This is a genomic window from Candidatus Accumulibacter sp. ACC003, assembly GCF_907163085.1.
Taxonomy (GTDB): domain Bacteria; phylum Pseudomonadota; class Gammaproteobacteria; order Burkholderiales; family Rhodocyclaceae; genus Accumulibacter.
The window spans coordinates 436419-454593 of sequence record NZ_CAJQTX010000005.1; the positions used below are offsets into that span (position 1 = coordinate 436419).

The window sequence follows — 18175 nt, forward strand, 5'->3', positions numbered from 1 at the left end:
TTGACAAAAGTACTGGCGGTAACCAACCAGAAGGGCGGCGTCGGCAAGACCACGACGGCGGTCAACCTGTCGGCGTGTCTGGCCGAATGCGGCCAGCGGGTGCTGTTGATCGATCTCGACCCACAGGGCAACGCGACCACCGGTTGCGGTGTCGCCAAACGAGCCGCCGTGCCGACCGTCTACCAGACGCTGATCGGCCGCTCGACGATCAGTGACACGCGCCTGCCGACCGACTTTGGCTTCGACGTCCTGCCGGCGAACCGTGAACTGGCCGGCGCCGAGATCGATCTGATCGACCTCGGGCAGCGCGAGTACCGCTTGCGTGATGCGCTGACCAGCGTCCGCGACGACTATGACTTTATCCTCATGGACTGCCCGCCGGCGCTCAACATGTTGACCGTCAACGGGCTGGTCGCCGCCGACCGGGTGATGATCCCGATGCAGTGCGAGTACTACGCGCTCGAGGGGCTGACCGATCTGGTGGCGACGCTGAAGAAAATCCGTGCCAATCTCAATCCGCAGCTCGAGATCGAAGGCCTGTTGCGAACCATGTTCGACCCGCGATCGACCTTGACGCAACAGGTATCCGGCGAGCTCGAAGGGCATTTCGGCGAGAAGGTCTACCGCACCATCATCCCGCGCAATGTTCGCCTTGCCGAGGCGCCGTCTTACGGCAAGCCGGTGATCGCTTTCGACCGCAATTCCAAGGGGGCGCAAGCGTATATTCTTCTGGCGCAGGAGCTTCTCGAACGACGTGCCGGCAGCGTCACGGCCAAGGCCAAGGTCGCGGCAGTGGGGGTGGAGCGATGAAATTAAAGGGACTCGGCCGTGGCCTGGACGCTTTGCTGGCCGGCAACGACGCGCAGAGCAAGGAGCAGCAGCGGACGCTGCCGGTAGGGGATATCCAGCCGGGAAAGTATCAACCACGGACGCACATGGACACCGCGTCGCTCGAGGAGCTGGCGGCGTCGATCCGTATGCAGGGCTTGATGCAGCCGATCCTGGTTCGTCCGGTGAGCGATGAGCGCTACGAAATAATTGCGGGCGAACGCCGCTGGCGAGCCGCTCAGATGGCCGGTTTGACCGAGGTGTCGGCGCTGATCCGCGAGATTCCCGACGAGGCGGCGCTGGCCATGGCGCTGATCGAAAACATCCAGCGCGAGGACCTCAACCCGCTCGAAGAAGCGCTGGGCCTGCAGCGTTTGATCGACGAATTTGCCATGACCCACCAGCAGGCGGCCGATGCGGTCGGCCGTTCGCGGCCGGCGGCGTCGAATCTGCTGCGCCTGCTGCAATTGGCGCAACCGGTGCAGGATCTCCTGATGCGTGGCGAGGTCGATATGGGTCACGCCCGCGCCTTGCTGCCACTGGCCGGCGCGCTGCAGGTTCAGTTGGCGCAGCGCGTCGTCCAGAAGGGTCTTTCGGTTCGCGAGACCGAGCGCCTGGTTCAGTACGCGCTGCGTGCGCCAAAGGAAGTGGCGCCCAGCAAACCGGATCGCGACGTGTTACGTCTTCAGGACGAGCTGGCCGACTTGTTGGGCGCGCAGGTGGCGATCCGTGCCAACCGGCGCGGTGCCGGAAAAGTGCTGATCGAATTTGGCGACCTCGACCAACTCGAAGGAATTCTGCAGCGCTTGCGTCATTGATGCGGCGCACAATTGAAGCCTTTTCAGAACTCGTCGATCGGCTCCGCAAGGCATGTTTTAGCAAGGAAATTGAACTTTCTTGCACATGCGGTTTGATTCCTCTATAGGAGTCTGGTATCCTGCCAACGTTTTGGAGGGGCCGGCTTTGCATCCTCAGGTTCGCTGGTTGTTTCGTTGCCAGATCGGGGTGACAGTGGCGGCGGCGGTGCTGGCAGGTTTTGTTCTGGGGCTGCATGCGGCGATATCGGCCGCGCTCGGTGGCGCCATCGCCATTGTCAGCGCGGCGGCGTATGCATGGCGCGCTTTACGGTCATCGGGGACGACAGCAGCGGCTGCGAAGAGGGCTTTCGTTGGCCAGGTAGCCGGCGAAGGGTACAAGATTGCCGTAACCCTTGTGCTGTTTGCCCTGGTGTTCAAAAGTTACGCACAGCTTGCAGCCTTGCCGCTCTTCCTGGCCTATGTTGCAACGATTGTCGTTTATTGGATGGCGCTGCTCAGGCAGCACTAGTCAAACAGGGGAAAAACATGGCTTCAGGCGAGGCACTAACAAGCAGTGGCTACATCGTCCACCACCTGACCAATCTCAAGGTCGGGGCAGGCTTCTGGACGTTTCACCTGGACACCTTACTGGTTTCCGGGATCATCGGTCTGATTGCCTTCCTGGGCATGGCCAAGATCGCCAGCAAGGCGACGGCGGGCGTTCCTGGTAATCTGCAGAGCTTCGTCGAAATCGTCCTGACCTTTGTCGACCAGCAGGTCAAGGATACCTACCACGGCCGTAGTCCGCTGGTGACGCCGATGGCGATTACCATCTTCGTCTGGGTTTTCCTGATGAACGCCATGGACCTGATCCCGGTAGACTTCGTGCCCCTGATCCTCGGGTCGGTGGGGGTGCACTACTTCAAGGCGGTGCCGACGACCGATCCCAACCTGACCTTCGCCATGTCTCTGACCGTCTTCGTCATCATGCTGATCATGGGCGTCAAGGTGAAAGGCGCCAGCGGCTTCCTGCACGAAGTGTTCTGCGTGCCGTTTGGTGCGAAGCTGGCACCGCTGAATTTTCTTTTCCGGGTAATCGAAGATGTCGCCAAGCCGATTTCGCTCTCGCTGCGGCTATTCGGCAACATGTACGCTGGCGAGATGGTGTTCATCCTCATCGCCCTCCTCGGTATCTGGCAGTTGCCGCTGGCCTTGCCGTGGGCCCTGTTCCACATCCTGATCATCACCCTGCAGGCTTTCGTCTTCATGATGTTGACCATCGTCTATCTGTCGATGGCCAGCGAGTCGCACGGCTAGTGAGCGATCGCCGGAATTCTGTATTACCAGTTTGCTTCACGTTGTCCCTGTTCAACCCATTTAGCATGTTTTATTAGGAGAAACACCAAATGGAAGCCGCTCTGTCAATGTTGCTTGGTAACACCGCCATCGCCGTCGCCATCCTGATCGGGGCGGGTGCCCTCGGTACCGCAATCGGGTTTGGTATTCTCGGTGGTCGCTTCCTCGAAGGAGCCGCTCGCCAGCCGGAAATGATCCCCACGCTGCAGGTCAAGATGTTCATCGTTGCAGGTCTTCTCGACGCGGTGACCATGATCGGCGTCGGTATCGCGCTCTTCATGCTCTTTGCGAACCCCTTCATCGCCGTCGTCAAGGGTTGATCGCTTCTCCTTTCTGACTCACTCTTAAAAGGAGATTAGCGTGGATATCAATGCAACCCTGTTTGGCCAAGCAATCTGGTTCGGCGTCTTCATCTGGATCACCATGAAGTACGTCTGGCCGCCGCTACAAAAGGCCATTGCCGACCGTCAAGCACTGATCGCCGATGGTCTTGCAGCCGGTGAGCGCGCGAAACACGAGCTGGAGTTGGCCGGCAAACGTTCTGCCGATTCCCTGCGCGAGGCCAAAGGGAAGTCTGCCGAGATCATTGCTGCTGCCGAAAAGCGCGCGCTAATGGTCATCGAAGAGGCCAAGCAGGTGGCGAAAGTAGAAGCCGACAAGGTCGTCGCGTCGGCACAGGCGGAGATTGCTCAGCAAGTCGAGCACGCCAGAGCCGAACTGCGTGGCCGCGTCGCCGATCTCGCCGTGGCCGGTGCCGAGCGCATCCTCAAGCGTGAGGTCGATGCCAAGGGGCACGCCCAGATGTTGGCCGCACTGAAGCAGGAACTCTGAGACCATGGCCGAACTCGTTACCATCGCGCGTCCCTACGCTGAAGCGGTCTTCCGCCTGGCGTTGGAAAACAAGACGCTAGCGGGCTGGTCCGAGCGGCTGTCGCTGCTTTCTGAAATTGCCGGGGATGACCGGATGCGTTCATGCATCGGCAATCCCGAGCTGTCTGCCGCGCAGAAGAGCGAGCTCTTCAAGTCGTTGGCCGGCGAGGCGCTTGCAGGCAGTGAAGCCAATCTGATCGACGTCCTTGCGGCAAATGAGCGACTTTCCGCCCTACCCGAGATCGCTGACCTCTTCGAGGCGCTGAAGGCGACTCAGGAAGGCGTCAAGGAAGCCACCATCTACAGTGCCTTCCCGCTTGACGAAGAGCAGCACAAGGTTCTGATCGCGGACCTGGAGACACGCTTCAAGACCCGGCTAACAGCCGAAGTGGTCGTCGATCAGTCCCTGATCGGCGGCGTCAAGATTGTGGTTGGCGACCAGGTCCTCGATACTTCCGTACGCGGAAAACTTGAGTGCCTGCGGTTGGCGCTCAAGAACTAGGAGAATTTCCATGCAGTTGAATCCTTCAGAAATCAGCGAACTGATCAAGAGCAAGATCGAGAATCTTGACATCAGCGCCGATCTGCGCACCCAGGGCACCGTCGTTTCGGTGACCGACGGCATTTGCCGTATCTATGGGCTGACCGACGTCATGCAGGGAGAAATGCTCGAGTTTCCGGGCAATATCTTCGGCATGGCGCTGAACCTTGACCGCGACTCGGTTGGCGCGGTGGTTCTCGGTGAATACGATCAGATCAGTGAGGGCGACACGGTCAAGACTACCGGCCGCATCCTCGAAGTCCCGGTCGGTCCCGAACTACTCGGTCGGGTAGTGAACTCGCTTGGTCAGCCGATCGACGGCAAAGGCCCGATCAACAACAAGCTGACCGACAAGATCGAGAAAGTGGCGCCCGGCGTGATCTGGCGCAAATCGGTTTCGCAGCCGGTACAGACCGGACTGAAGTCGATCGATGCAATGGTCCCGGTCGGCCGTGGCCAGCGCGAGTTGATCATTGGTGACCGGCAGGTTGGCAAGACTGCGGTGGCGATTGATACGATCATCAACCAGAAGGGCCAGGACCTGATCTGCATCTACGTGGCGATCGGTCAGAAAGCCTCGACCGTTGCCAACGTTGTTCGCAAGCTCGAAGAGAATGGCGCGATGGAGTACACCACCGTCGTTGCCTCCACCGCCTCGGAAACGGCAGCCCTGCAATACATCGCGCCCTACTCCGGTTGCACCATGGGCGAGTACTTCCGTGATCGCGGCCAGGATGCCTTGATCATCTATGACGATTTGACCAAGCAGGCCTGGGCGTATCGCCAGGTGTCACTGCTGCTGCGCCGTCCGCCAGGGCGTGAGGCCTACCCCGGCGATGTGTTCTACCTGCACTCGCGCCTGCTCGAGCGCGCGGCGCGCGTTTCCGAAGCATGGGTCGAGAAGTTCACCAACGGCGAAGTCAAGGGCAAGACGGGCTCGCTGACTGCCCTGCCGATCATTGAGACGCAGGCTGGTGACGTCTCCGCCTTTGTTCCGACCAACGTTATCTCGATTACCGACGGCCAGATCTTCCTCGATACCGACCTCTTCAGCGCCGGTGTTCGTCCGGCCATGGATGCTGGTATCTCGGTCTCGCGCGTCGGTGGTGCGGCGCAGACCAAGGTCGTGAAGAAGCTCGGTAGCCACGTTCGTCTGGCGCTCGCCCAGTATCGTGAACTCGCTGCGTTTTCGCAGTTCGCGTCCGACCTGGACGAAGCGACTCGCAAACAGCTGGATCGTGGCCGTCTGGTAACCGAACTGATGAAGCAGCCGCAGTACGCGCCAATGTCGATCTCGCAAATGGCAATCACCCTGCACGCGGTGAACAAGGGCTATTTCGACGATGTAGATGTGGCGAAGGCGCTGGCTGTCGAGAAGCAGATGCAAGCTTTCATCGCGGAGAAATACGCCGACCTGATCAGCAAGATCGAAACAACCAAGGATCTCGACGCTGACGCTGAGCAGAAGCTCACCAAGGCGATTGAGGAGTTCAAGGCCACATTGGCCTGATCATCGATCGAGGAGGTTGCCATGCCTAGCGGCAAGGAAATCCGCAACAAGATCAAGAGCATCGAGAGCACGGCCAAGATCACCAAGGCCATGCAGATGGTCGCTGCATCAAAAATGCGCAAAGCGCAGGATAGAATGCGCGCGGCCCGCCCCTACGGCGAGAAGATTCGCCTGGTAGCCGGCAACCTCTCGCACGCCCTGACCGACTACCGCCATCCTTTTCTGACCGTACGTGAGCAGGTGAAGGCCATCGGCTTGATCGCGATTACCTCTGACAAGGGGCTGTGCGGTGGCCTGAACACCAACCTCCTGCGTCTCGCGCTGACGAAGATGAAAGAGTGGGACGCCGAGGGCAAGAAGCTGCGCGTCACGGCGATTGGCAGCAAGGGTCTGGGCTTCATGCAGCGCGCCGGCGCCGACGTCGTCTCGCACTTGACCGGGCTCGGCGATACGCCGCACCTGGAAAAACTTATCGGTCCGGTAAAGGTTCAGCTTGACGCCTACATCAACGGTGAGATCGACGTTCTGTACATCGCCTGCACGCAGTTCATCAACACCATGAAACAGGAACCGACCTTCTATCAGTTACTGCCGCTGTCCGGCGAACTGGTCGGAGGCGGCGAGAACCGCTGGGACTATATTTACGAGCCCGATGCCAAGACGGTGATTGACGACCTGCTCGTTCGCTACGTCGAGGCGATGATTTACCAGGCTGTTGCCGAGAATATGGCTTCGGAACAGAGCGCCCGCATGGTCGCCATGAAGTCGGCTTCGGATAACGCCAAGAACGTCATCGGAGAGCTCAAGCTGGTCTACAACAAGGCTCGTCAGGCCTCGATCACGCAAGAGATTTCGGAGATTTGCGCCGGCGCAGCGGCTGTCTGACGTCTGACCACGCGATAGTTAGTTTATTGATTAGGGATACAACCATGAATCAAGGAAACATTGTTCAGTGTATCGGCGCCGTGGTGGACGTCCAGTTCCCACGTGACGCCATGCCCCATATCTACAACGCCCTGCTGCTCGACAAGGCCGAAGAGTCGGACATGTGCGAAGCGGACCTGGTGTTCGAAGTTCAGCAACAACTCGGTGACGGCATTGTGCGCACGATTGCCATGGGCTCGTCCGATGGCCTCCGTCGCGGCATGAAGGTCAACGACACGGGTGCTGCCATCTCGGTACCCGTCGGTAATGCCACGATCGGCCGCATCATGAACGTCCTCGGTCGCCCAATCGATGAAGCCGGGCCGATCGCTACCGAAGAGCGGCGCGCGATTCACCAGCTGGCGCCCAAATTCGACGAGTTGTCGCCATCCGTCGATCTTCTCGAGACCGGCATCAAGGTCATCGATCTGGTCTGTCCTTTCGCCAAGGGTGGTAAGGTCGGCCTGTTCGGTGGCGCCGGCGTCGGCAAGACCGTCAACATGATGGAGTTGATCAACAACATCGCCAAGCAGCACGCGGGTCTTTCGGTCTTTGCCGGTGTCGGCGAGCGGACTCGTGAGGGCAACGACTTCTATCACGAGATGAAAGAGTCAAATGTTCTTGACAAGGTGGCGATGGTTTTCGGACAGATGAACGAGCCGCCCGGCAACCGACTGCGCGTCGCGCTGACCGGGCTGACGATGGCCGAGAAGTTCCGTGACGATGGCCGCGACATCCTGTTCTTTGTCGACAACATCTACCGTTACACGCTGGCCGGTACCGAGGTTTCGGCGCTGCTCGGCCGGATGCCGTCGGCGGTTGGCTATCAGCCAACACTGGCCGAAGAAATGGGCCGCCTGCAGGAACGCATCGCGTCGACCAAGGTCGGCTCGATTACTTCGATTCAGGCCGTCTACGTGCCAGCCGATGACCTCACCGACCCGTCGCCAGCGACTACCTTCCAGCACCTCGACTCGACCGTCGTGCTGTCGCGTGACATCGCATCGCTGGGCATCTACCCGGCCGTTGACCCGCTCGACTCGACCTCGCGTCAGCTCGACCCGCAGGTCGTTGGCGAGGAGCACTACGGTATTGCCCGCGCGGTGCAGATGACTCTCCAGAAGTACAAGGAGCTGCGCGACATCATCGCCATTCTCGGGATGGACGAGCTGTCGCCGGACGACAAGCTCGCCGTCTATCGGGCGCGCAAGATCCAGCGTTTCCTGTCGCAGCCGTTCAGCGTCGCCGAGGTCTTTACCGGCTCTCCGGGCAAATATGTTCCCCTCAAGGACACGCTCAAGGGCTTCAAAATGATCGTCGACGGCGAATGCGACAACATTCCGGAACAGGCGTTCTACATGGTCGGCGGTATCGAAGAAGTGTTCGAGAAAGCCAAGACTCTCTAGATCAGGCATCGGAGACCGTCATTTGCGCGCCGCTGTCAGGAGCGCAAATGACCCAGCAAAGGAAAGAGCATGGCAATCAGAGTACATGTCGACGTCGTCAGCGCCGAGGAATTGATCTTCTCCGGCCAGACTGACTTCGCCGTATTTCCCGGTGAGGCTGGTGAGCTCGGGATCTACCCGCGGCACACGCCGCTATTGACGCGCATCAAGCCAGGAACGATTCGCCTGAAAGTGCCTGACCGCGACGAATACGAGCTGGTCTACGTGTCTGGCGGGATGCTCGAAGTGCAGCCGCAGCTGATCACGGTGCTCGCTGACACGGCTGTTCGCGCCGCTGATCTCGACGAAGCCAAGGCGATCGAGGCCAAGCGCCGCGCCGAAGAAGTTCTTCGCGATCGTACGTCGGACATGGGTCTGGCCGCCGCCGAAGCCGAGTTGTCGCAAGCACTCGCGCAGTTGGCAGCAATCAAGAAGCTGCGCGGCCCACACTGAAAATAGGGGCCAACCGCCAGCAATAAAAAAAGCAGCTCCGGCTGCTTTTTTTTCGTCCAGAGCACCGATGACTGATCGGCAAACGTCGATCATCCAGATACGACCGCAACGGGACTGCGGCGCGAACGGTCATGACAGGTCGAGATACCCCAGATCATGAAAGTCATGACCGTTTCCCTCTTCCCCTGGCCCTTCTCCCGCAAGGGGAGACGGGAGTTTCGTGAGCCGCGTACGCGACTTTCAAATTAACGAATCCTCGCTCAGCCCTGCCGACGCGCGAAGCGCTCCAGTCTCTTCTCGAATCGCGCCAGGTCGTCGCGCAGTGCATCGACCTGCACGCAGAACGACTGCACCGCCGGCCGCGATGCAATGGCGGCCTCTTCCTCGGTCAGATACTCGGCCAAGCTAAATGCCAGATTCCTGGTGGCACCCGCCTGCCATTGTGCCAAGCCGTTTGCCAGCTGTAGCGCGCGGCGCGCCACCATATCGCCGAGCAGTCGCGAGAGATCGTGTTCGACGTCCCAGCGCAAATTACGAAAAACAAAAGCGAGGGTTTCGGCGAGGTCAGCCGAACCCGATATCGTCGCCGTTGAAAAAAGCGACGCCCGGTCGGTCAGGGCACGCACCGGAGCGTCATCGGGAAGGCGTATGCTGACGGCTACCGCTGCTGCGGTGTCGGCGGCGCCGAGCAAGCCGGCGTCGGAAATGGTGAACGACAAAACCGAGCGGCCGAAGAGCAAACGGGCGGTCTGACCGGAAAACTCCAGAAGGCGTTCGCGCGCCCAGTCCTCGCCCGTCAGCAGGTGATTGACCAGGCCCAGCGCCGCGTTGTTCACCACCGGCTTCAGGACCGCTGCTGAATCCCGGCGACTACCCAGCCCCGCGACCCATCGGCGGGCTTCGACAGGTTCCAGACCTCATCGAAGGGAACCGCCGCGGCGCCCGTCTCTTCACGGATCATGCCGCTCATCCGCACACTGGCGACGTGGCGCGTCGCTTCGCTGACCACCTCGAGGAGTTCGGCGTCGAGCGTGACGACGTCGGTCTGTTGCGCCGACTCGCCTCTCTCGCCAAGCTGCAGCTTGATTTCGGCAAAGACCTCGGGGCTGACGAATTCGCGGATGTCCTCCATGTTGCCGGCGTCGTTTGCCGCCTGTAGCCGAACGAAATTCAGCTTGGCGACGCGCAGGAAGCCTTCAGCGTCAAAATCAGCCGGGATGGTCGCCGCCGCCGGCATAGCCAGGTCGCTGACCGCAGCGCTGGCCAGTGCGGGCGTGCGTTCGTCGGCCGCGCGGCCGCTCCCGCCCTGCTGGAGATCGAAAGGCGGCGACGCTGCGCGGTTGGCGCTGGCCGCGCCCGCGTACTGCAAGGGTTCCGCGGCCGCTTGTGTCTTGCGACGAAACAGTAGCTTGAAGACGACCACAGCGGCCATCGCCAGCAACGCGATCATGACCAGGTTAGCCATTCCTTCGCCAAGACCAAAGTGCGAGAGCAGCGCAGCGATCCCCAGGCCGGCGGCAAGACCCGCCAGCGGCCCCATCCAGTTGCGTTTTGGCGCCGCCGCGCCGGCTGCGGCGGTGCTTGCGGGTGCCGCCGCAGGTGCCGCCGCAGGCGCCGCCGCAGGTGCTGCCTTCTGCGGTGCTGGCGTCGCCTGGCGCTGCATTCCCAGCGACCGGCCCCCTCCGAAACGCCTGGCCTCGGCATCGTCGACGACCAGCCCAAAGCTCAACACAGTAAGCGCCAACGCCAACAAGATCCTCTTCACTATTGGTTCTCCTAGAACTTGAAACCTCGATGTAGGGCGACAACGCCCAGTGCCAAATTGAAAAATTCGACACGCTCGAAACCTGCTTGTTCCATCAGTAGCTTCAGCCCCTGCTGATCCGGATGAACCCGGATCGATTCCGCCAGGTAGCGGTAACTGGCCTCATCCTGGGTGATGATCTGACCGATGCGCGGGATTACCTTGAACGAGTAGAAATCGTAGGCTGGCGCCAAAGGCTTCCACACTTGGGAAAACTCAAGCACCAGCAGCCGACCACCCGCCCGCAGCACGCGCTGCATTTCGGCGAGTGCCCGCTCCTTGTGGGTCATGTTGCGCAGCCCGAAGGCGACGGTTACGCAATCGAAGTACTCGTCGGGGAATGGCAAACTCTCGGCATCGCACTGCGCGACGTGGACCAGAGCGCCCTTGTCGCAAAGTCGATCGCGACCGCGTGTGAGCATCGCATTGTTGATGTCGGTCAGCCAGACCTGACCGTTGTCGCCGAGCTTTCTTGAAAAAGCCAGCGCCAGATCGCCGGTGCCGCCGGCCACGTCGAGGACTCGCGCCCCGGCGCGGACACCGCTCTTGGCGATGGCGAAAGCCTTCCACAAGCGGTGCAGGCCGCCTGACATCAGATCGTTCATCAGGTCGTAGCGTTGGGCGACCGAATCGAAAACATCGGCGACGCGCTGCGCCTTTTCGTCTTCACCAACTTCCTGGAAGCCAAAATGGGTCGTGTTTCTGTCGGTCATCGTGCTAGCTCACGCGGTCGTATTGGCGAGAATCAACGCTTGCCGCAGTCGCCGGGCGCTTTCGCCGGTGCTGGTGTAAACGCGCCCGGGTCGCGGCTGCCCCCGGCCGCCGAAAGACGGTCGAGGTAAGCCTGCCACAGCTCTGCACGGTGGCTGCCAAGATTGTAGAGCACGTCCCACGAGTACAAACCGCTGTCATGTCCGTCGGAAAAGACCGGCCGGATGGCGTAGTTACCGATGGCTTCAATGCGCTCGATGCCCACTTCCCGCTTGCCTACTTGCAGGACTTCCTGTCCCGGACCGTGGCCACGGGCTTCGGCCGACGGCGTGAATACGCGGAGAAACTCGTAGCTCAGCTCAAAGCGCTCACCATCCTCGAAGGTGATTTCCAGGACGCGTGATTTCTGGTGAAGCTTGATCTCGGTCGGGATTTTTGTCGTCTCGTCCAGGCCAGCCATGAGTTCCTCTGTGCGCAATGCGGCCGACCATGATAGCGCAAAAAACCTTGCTGCAGACCTGAACGGCGCCCGCCCGGCGCCGGTCGTCGCTTCCCGCGGCGCGCCGTGCCGGGCGAGCAGGCTCGTCAGGTGATTCTGAAGGTTACCCTTTCAAAGTCCGGGCCTTCGCTGAGAAGCTGCTGCAGGCGGACGCGCCAGACGCCATCGACGTAGACCTCCAGCAGTCGATCCGGATAGAACCAGCCCGCCGGGATGACCAGGCTCTGCTCCTCGCCGATTGCCGGGAAGGCCGGCAACATGAACGCCCGGCTATAGGAGTCGGCGTGCCCGGCGCTCTGTGAGAGCTGCCGGGCCGCAACCGCCTGCGGTTTACCCGCGAGTGCCGCGACGCCGGCGACCAGCCCGCCGCCTTGCTCCTGCATCAACCACACCACCTGTGCCAGCAGATGGGCGCTACCGTCGTGCGGGCAAATGGCCAGCAACTGCTCAGGCGCCAGCCGTCGACCCGCGGTCGACCGCAGCAGACGGAAGCCGTTGGCGCTCTGGTCCAGTACCTCCCAATCGTCGACGGCAAGGCCCAGGTGTGAGCGGCGAACTTCCAGACCCTGCGTCGGGTCCAGTCCGTGCCGGAAGGTGAACATGTTGTCGAACTCCTGGCGAGAATAGATGCGAGCGTTCTCGGGTTGGCTGAACTCGGTTCCGGAGATGTAGTAGTGCATGGCCGTGAATCCGCTACAGACCTTGGCAATCCCCGTCGCACGGTGGCGACGAAAGCGACGGGCAGCGCGCAGCAAGCACCACGGCCTGGCCAGGCGGTCAAGCAGCCGATGGCATTGGGCGCTGGTGCAGTCTTCGCCAAGACCGAGTTGCATTGGCTGTATTTTTTTCTGCAGTTGTCGCTTGGTCTCGTTGATTTGTGCCGCCAGACGAGCGATGTCCACACGACGAACGTTCTCCGTCTGCAGGCAGTCGTTGGCTGCACGCAGGCCGGAATCGTGCATGAGGTCGACGACCAGAGGCGGCAGTGGGTTGCCCGCCAGCGCTGGATGGATACTGACCAGCGGCGACCAGGCAGCGGCCCAGCGTCGCACCAGGCCGAGCTCGCGCACCGTCAGGCTATAGGGCCCGGCGAGTTCGATCAGCAGCAGGCTGACAAATGCCGCCGTACAGTGGGTCGTGCGCCCGAGTGGGTCGAGAGAATCGGGGACGGCGACCGTTGCTACACCCCATTCTTCGGCGCTGGCGTAGAAGCCATGCAGGTCCAGCCAGAGGCCCTCGGGCAGCTGCCGACGCGCACGATCATGTTCGACGATGGCCATTCCGGTGTAGTAGATGCAGCGATGCAGGATCAAAGCCAGTCGTTCGCCATCGTCGCCGTCTTGCAGCTGCGCGCAATGCGCGTATGCACGTGCCGCCTTGAGCCAGGTTGCCACTACCTGCTGAAAGGCCGCCTCTTCGATTTCGCCCAGCGGCAGCGCCTTGCTACTGTAGTGGCGGGCCAGATCTTCCTCGACAAAGCACAGTGAAATCCTGGTCTGTTCAAGTAGTTGCAGATAAACGTCGCTTGCGGGAGGCGCCTCCAGCAGGCTATCCAGGAAATGGTTTATTTCCCGATCGGCCTGTTGCGAGTTGGCCAGGGGAAGGCGAGAGAGGATCTGGAAACCCGTTTTCAAGTCCGAAATCTTCATCGTGACTCCCGGCATTTTGGCAAGAACTGCGCTCATGGTGTTTCTCCTGACGACCCGTGATGGACGCTCGACGGAGTGCGCAGGGCGGCGATGATCCGATCACCAAGTTGTCTTCCGTCGACGGCGCGGCGGCTTTGAACGTTGGCCCGCTGTGGCGTTGCCCACACCGGATTTGGAAAGTGCCGGTCGTCGCGCCAGCGTGGTATCAGGTGCCAATGCACATGCGGAGTGACATTGCCGAGACTCGCGAGATTGATCTTGTCCGGTTGATACAGGCAGCGCAAGGCGGTCTCGACGGCGAAAACAACCGTCATCAGATGCATTCTTTCCTTGTGGGGCAGGTCGGTCATCTCGCGCAGATGGCGGTTCAAGACAACGCGGCAGAAGCCCGGATAGTCGGCGTCGGCAACCATCACGACGCGACAACACGCACTTTCCCAGACCACCTCGCCACCGGGCGAGCCGCACAGCTCGCAATCGTCAATCGCATCCCTACTCACGGCCAGACTCCTTGTTGATCACCGGGCGCCGAAGCGCGCCTGTTGACCGAGACAATAAACCTGGGTGGCGCAAGACGTGAGGAAATAGGTCACAGAGCGCGTGACAAACTGCATTGACGCTTGGGTACCGTGCCGACCACTTCAGCTGCTTGCTCGCCACACGATCTTTACGAGCGCGCTGTGGTGGCCACGACCACGATGGCGAGTGGCGTCGATTGGCTAGCGCGCGGCGGCAATCGGCCGGCAATTTCTGCGGCGCAACTTGCCGGACCGGTAGTGAAGGGCAATGGCAAGGGCTCGTCGCGTCGGCTGGCCGCCTGAGCGAAAGCGGCCGTTGCCTTGCCGGGCGGCGGTTTCCGGCAATCGCCTAAAGACGTTCGACGCGGACTTTGGTGACTGTGCGGGCATCGGCTTCGATCACCGTGTAGCGATGACCCCGCTCCTCAACGCTATCGCCCACCGCCGGGATATGTCGCAGGCGGGCGATCAGGAAGCCGGCGAGTGTGTGCGCTTCGCCGACCGGCAGATTGAGCCTCAGCGAGTCGTTGAGCTCCGAGATTGGCGCTCGTCCGCCGATCAGATGGTTATCGTCACTTTCGGACTCGATAACTACGCGCGGCGGCTTCATGTTGTCGAAGTCGTAGCCCGAGTCGACGCTCCCGACGACTTCTTCGAAGATGTCTTCCATGGTCAGGATGCCAATCGCCGAGCCAAACTCGTCGACCACGATCGCCATGTGATCGGAGCGTGCGCGCAGCAGTGGCAGCACTTGATCGATGGACTGTTTGGGTGACAGATAGAGCGCCGGCCGAATGAAGTCGCTGGCCGCACGCTTTTCGATGTCCGGCATCAGCAGGTCCCAGGTGGTCAGCGTCAGCACGCCGGTCACATTGGTAATGTTGCCGCGAAAAACCGGCAGGCGATTGAAGCCATGCTCCCAGACCCGGCGTAGAGCTTCGTCAATTCCGCGCCTTTCGTTGAAACCGATGACCTCGGCCAGTGGCGACATGACTTCGCCCACCGTCGTGTCGGCAAAGCGGAAAATACGACGAATGCGCTGCTTGTTGGTAGCGCCGCCGCCGTCGGCGGGGGTCTCGGAGAGATCGATAAGCACCCGCAACTCGTCCTTGGTGATGAAGCCACTCTGACCGGACGATGCGCCGCCGAAGAGGCGTGCCGCAACGCGCGCGATGCGGCTGAAGACGAAAATCACCGGATAAAAGACGTACGAGAAGAAACGCAGCCCGTAGATGATCCTGGTGACGATCCAGTCGGACTTTTGCTGAAAAATACTCTTGGGTACGATCTCGCCGAAAATCAGCAGGAATGGCGTGAATACCAGCACTGAAACCAGGTCACCGATTTCACCCATGGCGTCGATGAACAACAGCGTGCCGAGGGTGGTGATCGTCACCGTCGCGATATTGGTACCGACCAGCGTTGTTCCGAGCATGATGTCCGGCGTACGAAACAGCTGCAGCACCAGTTTGGCGCCGGGGTCGCCAAGCCGCGCCTGGTGTCGCAGGTGAATCTTGTCGGCATTGACCATGGCCAACTCGGAACCCGAGAAAAAACCTTTGAGTATTAAGAAGAACAGAATGACCACCAGCTCCAACGCCAATTCCAACTCCATTGCTGCTCTCCTCGCCTAGTCTGTCGTTCTGACGATTTCGCTTGCCGGTTTTTCGCTTTCTGGCTGCCCATCGTGCGTCTCGTTGGGCAACTCGCCTTCCTGCTCCGACGACTCGCGCATCAGGTCGTCGTCGTATTCGTCGAGGGTCTCCTGTTCCTGGTCCGCCGGCGAGTCCTCCGACGACGACTCGGCAAGGCTTTCCATGTCCAGGGGGGTATCGGGCGCGCCGTCCTGCTCGTCGCGGGTACCGCCGAAGGACACCCGCACCTTGGTGATGCGCATGCCGCTCACTTCCTTGACCGTGATCTCGTAGTCGGCGAAGAACACTTTTTCGCCGACGCGCGGCAAGCGACCGAACAAGACCAGGGTTACGCCACCGATGGTGTTCATCAGCGGGTCGTCGATATCGAAATTGGTGAGCGTGCGGAAATCGGCCAGACGCATATAACCGGGGACGGTAAAACTGTTATTACCCTCCTGCTGGTAATACTCCTGCCCGCGCATCTTCCCCGAGATTTCACCGAAGATGAAGGTCATCACGTCCTTGATCGTGACAATGCCAAGCACCTCGCCGTATTCGCCAATGACCACTGCAGCGCGGGTGTTGAAGCGCTGAAAATACTCGAGCATCTCGTCCACCTTCTTGGTCGGCGGAACAAAGTGCGCGGGCTTCAGGAGCTCGGGAAGCTTGATTTCCGAAACCTTGTCATCGCCGCGGACCCGCCGCAGCAGATCCTCGGCCTGCAGAAAGCCGATGACGTTGTCCCAATGGCCGCGATAGACCGGTACCCGCGGGTGGCGATAAGTACGAAAGCGCTCGATCAGTTCTTCGATCGGCAGGTCGCCGTCAAGAAAACGAATGCGCGGTCCCGGCGTCATGATTCGTGCTACATCGGTCTCCGCCGCCTCGAGGACTTTGTCGATCAGCACCCTTTCCGAGGCCTCGATGACGCCGGTTTCTTCGCTGTCGGCCATCAGGGTGCGCAACTCGTCGGGTCTCAGGATGTTTTCGCGGTCGACGTGCTCGCCGACCACGAAGGTCGTGACACGATCGGCGACCAGGCGCACGACATTGCGCAATGGGGTGACGATGAAAATCCACTTGGGGAGAAAGCGGGCGGTGAGCAGGCTGGCGAACTTGACCGGCGAATTGACCGCGATGGTCTTTGGCGTCACCTCGCCAAACAGCAAAAGTAGCGGCACCATCACCACGATATTGATCCAGCCGGCATCGGCCTCGCCAAACATCATGACCAGGATCATTGTCATGTTGGCGGCCGCCGCGATGTTGACCAGCTCGTTGCCGCAGAGCAGCGAGACGATCAGTCGCCGTGGCTCGTCGAGCATCGCGTGGATGCTTTCGGAATGTGGGTTGCGCGAATTGCGCAGTTTTTGCAGATCGATGCGGCTGAGCGAAAAAAGCGCCGTTTCCGAGCCCGAGAAGAATGCCGACAGGCAGAACAGTCCGGCCTGAATCACCAGGCGAATGGTCAGATCCCAGTTGACGTCCGTGAGATCGATGAAGTCAAAGGCTTCCCGCAACCACTCCATGAAATGTCCCCGCCCCAGGAATTTTTGACCAATAGATTCAGGCGCTTGGCGCGCATGATCGCAATGCACCATCTGTCTCGTGGTCGGCGACATGCCGAGACAGTAACTGGCAAAAGCCCAAGGATAGGCGCTATGTGCCAATGAAACAAGCCTTTCCGGACCACAAAAAGCACCTCCCAGGCGGCTTGAGCAAGCCGACGTCGCCAGCCCGGCAGCATCCGGAATGGCCGTTTTACGGTCGCGCCGAAGCCTCGATGGTGCCCTGTTTAGCGGCATCCGCCGAGCGCGAAACGAGGCAGGCAGAAGCGTAGCATGTTGGGTACTGTGCGCATCGTACAGCCAATATACGCACGAAAAACACGTAGGTCTTGAGAAAACTACTGTATTGTTGCGCTTGAGCGTCTCTTGGTATTAGCCAATAAGCATTTAACACACAAAGATGCGACGCGTGTCCGCCGCGCTGGCTTGTGCCGTGTTTTGAGTCGCCGGGCGTGCCGCTCAGGCGGCCGTTCGAAGCAAGCGCCGAGCACGCGCCGGTCGGAGCGATGCCCGGGGATGTACCCGCCAGTTGCCACCAACAAAGGAGGATTTGCCCATGGTTGACAAGAGCAAAGCCGCCGCCGGGTCGCCAGACCCTGGCCGCGGTCCGATTGTCGTTCCGATCGATTTTTCGCTGTATTCCGAGGCCGCTTTGTTGCTGGCCAGTGATTTTGCCGATGGTTTGGCGGCAAAGCTGCTTGTTCTGCACGTGGTCCACGACCCGCAGAACATGCCCGGCTACTACGCGAAAATGGCCGGCAAGAAAACTCTCACACGGATGGCCGACGTCGCCGGTGAAATGCTCGACGAGTTCATGGCGGGGGTACGCAAGCGGCATCCCGAGCGGCAGCCCCTGCAGAAGGCCGAGCTGATGTTGGTCAAGGGAATACCCGTGACCCGCATCCTGCAGGTGGTCGAGAAAGAGAAGGCCAGTATGGTCGTGATGGGCAGCAAGGGCGCGACAGGACTACGCCATCTGCTGTTGGGTTCGGTCGCCGAACAGGTTCTTGGTCTGGCCAAGCTGCCGGTAACGATCGTCAAGGATCATTCAAAACATTGAGTCGC

General features: G+C 60.6%; 21 protein-coding genes. 13 read left to right on the forward strand and 8 right to left on the reverse strand.

What is annotated here, in order from left to right:
• From QZ656_RS11730 to QZ656_RS11780, 11 genes are all read left to right on the forward strand, one after another.
• Entirely contained in the window at window positions 1–810 is an 810-nt protein-coding gene (locus QZ656_RS11730; RefSeq protein WP_291993551.1) for an AAA family ATPase, read from the forward strand.
• Entirely contained in the window at window positions 807–1646 is an 840-nt protein-coding gene (locus QZ656_RS11735) for a ParB/RepB/Spo0J family partition protein (RefSeq protein ID WP_291993552.1), read from the forward strand. The genes QZ656_RS11730 and QZ656_RS11735 overlap by 4 nt, the downstream gene beginning before the upstream one ends.
• 145 nt (window positions 1647–1791) lie before the next feature.
• Window positions 1792–2154 (forward strand): ATP synthase subunit I, encoded by a 363-nt coding sequence (locus tag QZ656_RS11740; RefSeq protein ID WP_291993553.1) that lies wholly within the window; start codon window positions 1792–1794, stop codon window positions 2152–2154.
• A 17-nt stretch (window positions 2155–2171) separates the two neighbouring features.
• Window positions 2172–2942, forward strand: coding sequence for a F0F1 ATP synthase subunit A (gene atpB / locus QZ656_RS11745; RefSeq protein WP_291993554.1), 771 nt, complete (start codon window positions 2172–2174; stop codon window positions 2940–2942).
• A gap of 101 nt (window positions 2943–3043) precedes the next feature.
• A complete protein-coding gene (gene atpE / locus QZ656_RS11750) occupies window positions 3044–3301 on the forward strand; it encodes a F0F1 ATP synthase subunit C (RefSeq protein WP_169065069.1) in 258 nt (85 codons plus the stop codon).
• Window positions 3302–3341: 40 nt separating this feature from the next.
• Complete coding sequence (locus tag QZ656_RS11755) at window positions 3342–3812, forward strand: F0F1 ATP synthase subunit B (protein ID WP_291993555.1); 471 nt, start codon at window positions 3342–3344, stop codon at window positions 3810–3812.
• Window positions 3813–3816: 4 nt separating this feature from the next.
• Entirely contained in the window at window positions 3817–4353 is a 537-nt protein-coding gene (locus QZ656_RS11760; RefSeq protein WP_291993556.1) for a F0F1 ATP synthase subunit delta, read from the forward strand.
• Between the two features lie 10 nt (window positions 4354–4363).
• The gene (gene atpA, locus QZ656_RS11765; protein WP_291993557.1) at window positions 4364–5902 is read left to right on the forward strand and encodes a F0F1 ATP synthase subunit alpha; all 1539 of its coding nucleotides are present in this window, start codon (window positions 4364–4366) and stop codon (window positions 5900–5902) included.
• A gap of 21 nt (window positions 5903–5923) precedes the next feature.
• Window positions 5924–6787 carry a F0F1 ATP synthase subunit gamma gene (atpG, locus tag QZ656_RS11770; protein WP_291993558.1) on the forward strand — a complete coding sequence of 288 codons (864 nt, stop codon included), beginning with the start codon at window positions 5924–5926 and terminating at the stop codon, window positions 6785–6787.
• A gap of 44 nt (window positions 6788–6831) precedes the next feature.
• The gene (atpD, locus tag QZ656_RS11775) at window positions 6832–8232 is read left to right on the forward strand and encodes a F0F1 ATP synthase subunit beta (RefSeq protein WP_291993559.1); all 1401 of its coding nucleotides are present in this window, start codon (window positions 6832–6834) and stop codon (window positions 8230–8232) included.
• Window positions 8233–8301: 69 nt separating this feature from the next.
• Complete coding sequence (locus tag QZ656_RS11780) at window positions 8302–8724, forward strand: F0F1 ATP synthase subunit epsilon (RefSeq protein WP_291993560.1); 423 nt, start codon at window positions 8302–8304, stop codon at window positions 8722–8724.
• A 260-nt stretch (window positions 8725–8984) separates the two neighbouring features.
• Here QZ656_RS11780 and QZ656_RS11785 read toward each other — a convergent pair whose 3' ends face one another.
• The 6 genes from QZ656_RS11785 to QZ656_RS11810 form a co-directional block, all read right to left on the reverse strand.
• On the reverse strand, window positions 8985–9560 hold the full coding sequence (locus tag QZ656_RS11785; protein ID WP_291993561.1) for a hypothetical protein: 576 nt from the start codon (window positions 9558–9560) through the stop codon (window positions 8985–8987).
• Window positions 9561–9568: 8 nt separating this feature from the next.
• Entirely contained in the window at window positions 9569–10489 is a 921-nt protein-coding gene (locus tag QZ656_RS11790) for a Tim44-like domain-containing protein (RefSeq protein ID WP_291993562.1), read from the reverse strand.
• Between the two features lie 11 nt (window positions 10490–10500).
• Entirely contained in the window at window positions 10501–11241 is a 741-nt protein-coding gene (gene ubiE, locus QZ656_RS11795; RefSeq protein WP_291993563.1) for a bifunctional demethylmenaquinone methyltransferase/2-methoxy-6-polyprenyl-1,4-benzoquinol methylase UbiE, read from the reverse strand.
• A 32-nt stretch (window positions 11242–11273) separates the two neighbouring features.
• Window positions 11274–11699, reverse strand: coding sequence for a DUF971 domain-containing protein (locus QZ656_RS11800; RefSeq protein ID WP_291993564.1), 426 nt, complete (start codon window positions 11697–11699; stop codon window positions 11274–11276).
• Between the two features lie 125 nt (window positions 11700–11824).
• Window positions 11825–13423 (reverse strand): hypothetical protein, encoded by a 1599-nt coding sequence (locus QZ656_RS11805; protein ID WP_291993565.1) that lies wholly within the window; start codon window positions 13421–13423, stop codon window positions 11825–11827.
• Complete coding sequence (locus QZ656_RS11810) at window positions 13420–13887, reverse strand: HIT family protein (protein WP_291993566.1); 468 nt, start codon at window positions 13885–13887, stop codon at window positions 13420–13422. The genes QZ656_RS11805 and QZ656_RS11810 overlap by 4 nt, the downstream gene beginning before the upstream one ends.
• Window positions 13888–14067: 180 nt before the next feature.
• Between QZ656_RS11810 and QZ656_RS11815 the strand changes: the two genes are divergently transcribed.
• A complete protein-coding gene (locus tag QZ656_RS11815; RefSeq protein ID WP_291993567.1) occupies window positions 14068–14208 on the forward strand; it encodes a hypothetical protein in 141 nt (46 codons plus the stop codon).
• A gap of 46 nt (window positions 14209–14254) precedes the next feature.
• Here the strand turns inward: QZ656_RS11815 and QZ656_RS11820 are convergent, their stop codons facing one another.
• A complete protein-coding gene (locus QZ656_RS11820; protein ID WP_291993568.1) occupies window positions 14255–15520 on the reverse strand; it encodes a hemolysin family protein in 1266 nt (421 codons plus the stop codon).
• Window positions 15521–15535: 15 nt separating this feature from the next.
• Window positions 15536–17062 carry a hemolysin family protein gene (locus QZ656_RS11825; protein WP_291993569.1) on the reverse strand — a complete coding sequence of 509 codons (1527 nt, stop codon included), beginning with the start codon at window positions 17060–17062 and terminating at the stop codon, window positions 15536–15538.
• A 604-nt stretch (window positions 17063–17666) separates the two neighbouring features.
• Here QZ656_RS11825 and QZ656_RS11830 point away from each other — a divergent pair.
• The gene (locus QZ656_RS11830) at window positions 17667–18170 is read left to right on the forward strand and encodes a universal stress protein (protein ID WP_291993570.1); all 504 of its coding nucleotides are present in this window, start codon (window positions 17667–17669) and stop codon (window positions 18168–18170) included.
• The last annotated feature ends 5 nt before the right edge of the window (window positions 18171–18175 follow it).

Excerpts from the sequence above, each read along its gene's own strand:
- QZ656_RS11800 (WP_291993564.1), bottom strand. The coding sequence starts at position 11,699 with ATGGCTGGCCTGGACGAGACGACAAAAATCCCGACCGAGATCAAGCTT.
- QZ656_RS11780 (WP_291993560.1), top strand. The coding sequence starts at position 8,302 with ATGGCAATCAGAGTACATGTCGACGTCGTCAGCGCCGAGGAATTGATC.
- atpD (WP_291993559.1), top strand. The coding sequence starts at position 6,832 with ATGAATCAAGGAAACATTGTTCAGTGTATCGGCGCCGTGGTGGACGTC.
- QZ656_RS11830 (WP_291993570.1), top strand. The coding sequence starts at position 17,667 with ATGGTTGACAAGAGCAAAGCCGCCGCCGGGTCGCCAGACCCTGGCCGC.
- atpA (WP_291993557.1), top strand. The coding sequence starts at position 4,364 with ATGCAGTTGAATCCTTCAGAAATCAGCGAACTGATCAAGAGCAAGATC.
- QZ656_RS11760 (WP_291993556.1), top strand. The coding sequence starts at position 3,817 with ATGGCCGAACTCGTTACCATCGCGCGTCCCTACGCTGAAGCGGTCTTC.
- QZ656_RS11820 (WP_291993568.1), bottom strand. The coding sequence starts at position 15,520 with ATGGAGTTGGAATTGGCGTTGGAGCTGGTGGTCATTCTGTTCTTCTTA.
- QZ656_RS11735 (WP_291993552.1), top strand. The coding sequence starts at position 807 with ATGAAATTAAAGGGACTCGGCCGTGGCCTGGACGCTTTGCTGGCCGGC.
- atpB (WP_291993554.1), top strand. The coding sequence starts at position 2,172 with ATGGCTTCAGGCGAGGCACTAACAAGCAGTGGCTACATCGTCCACCAC.
- atpG (WP_291993558.1), top strand. The coding sequence starts at position 5,924 with ATGCCTAGCGGCAAGGAAATCCGCAACAAGATCAAGAGCATCGAGAGC.
- ubiE (WP_291993563.1), bottom strand. The coding sequence starts at position 11,241 with ATGACCGACAGAAACACGACCCATTTTGGCTTCCAGGAAGTTGGTGAA.
- QZ656_RS11805 (WP_291993565.1), bottom strand. The coding sequence starts at position 13,423 with ATGAGCGCAGTTCTTGCCAAAATGCCGGGAGTCACGATGAAGATTTCG.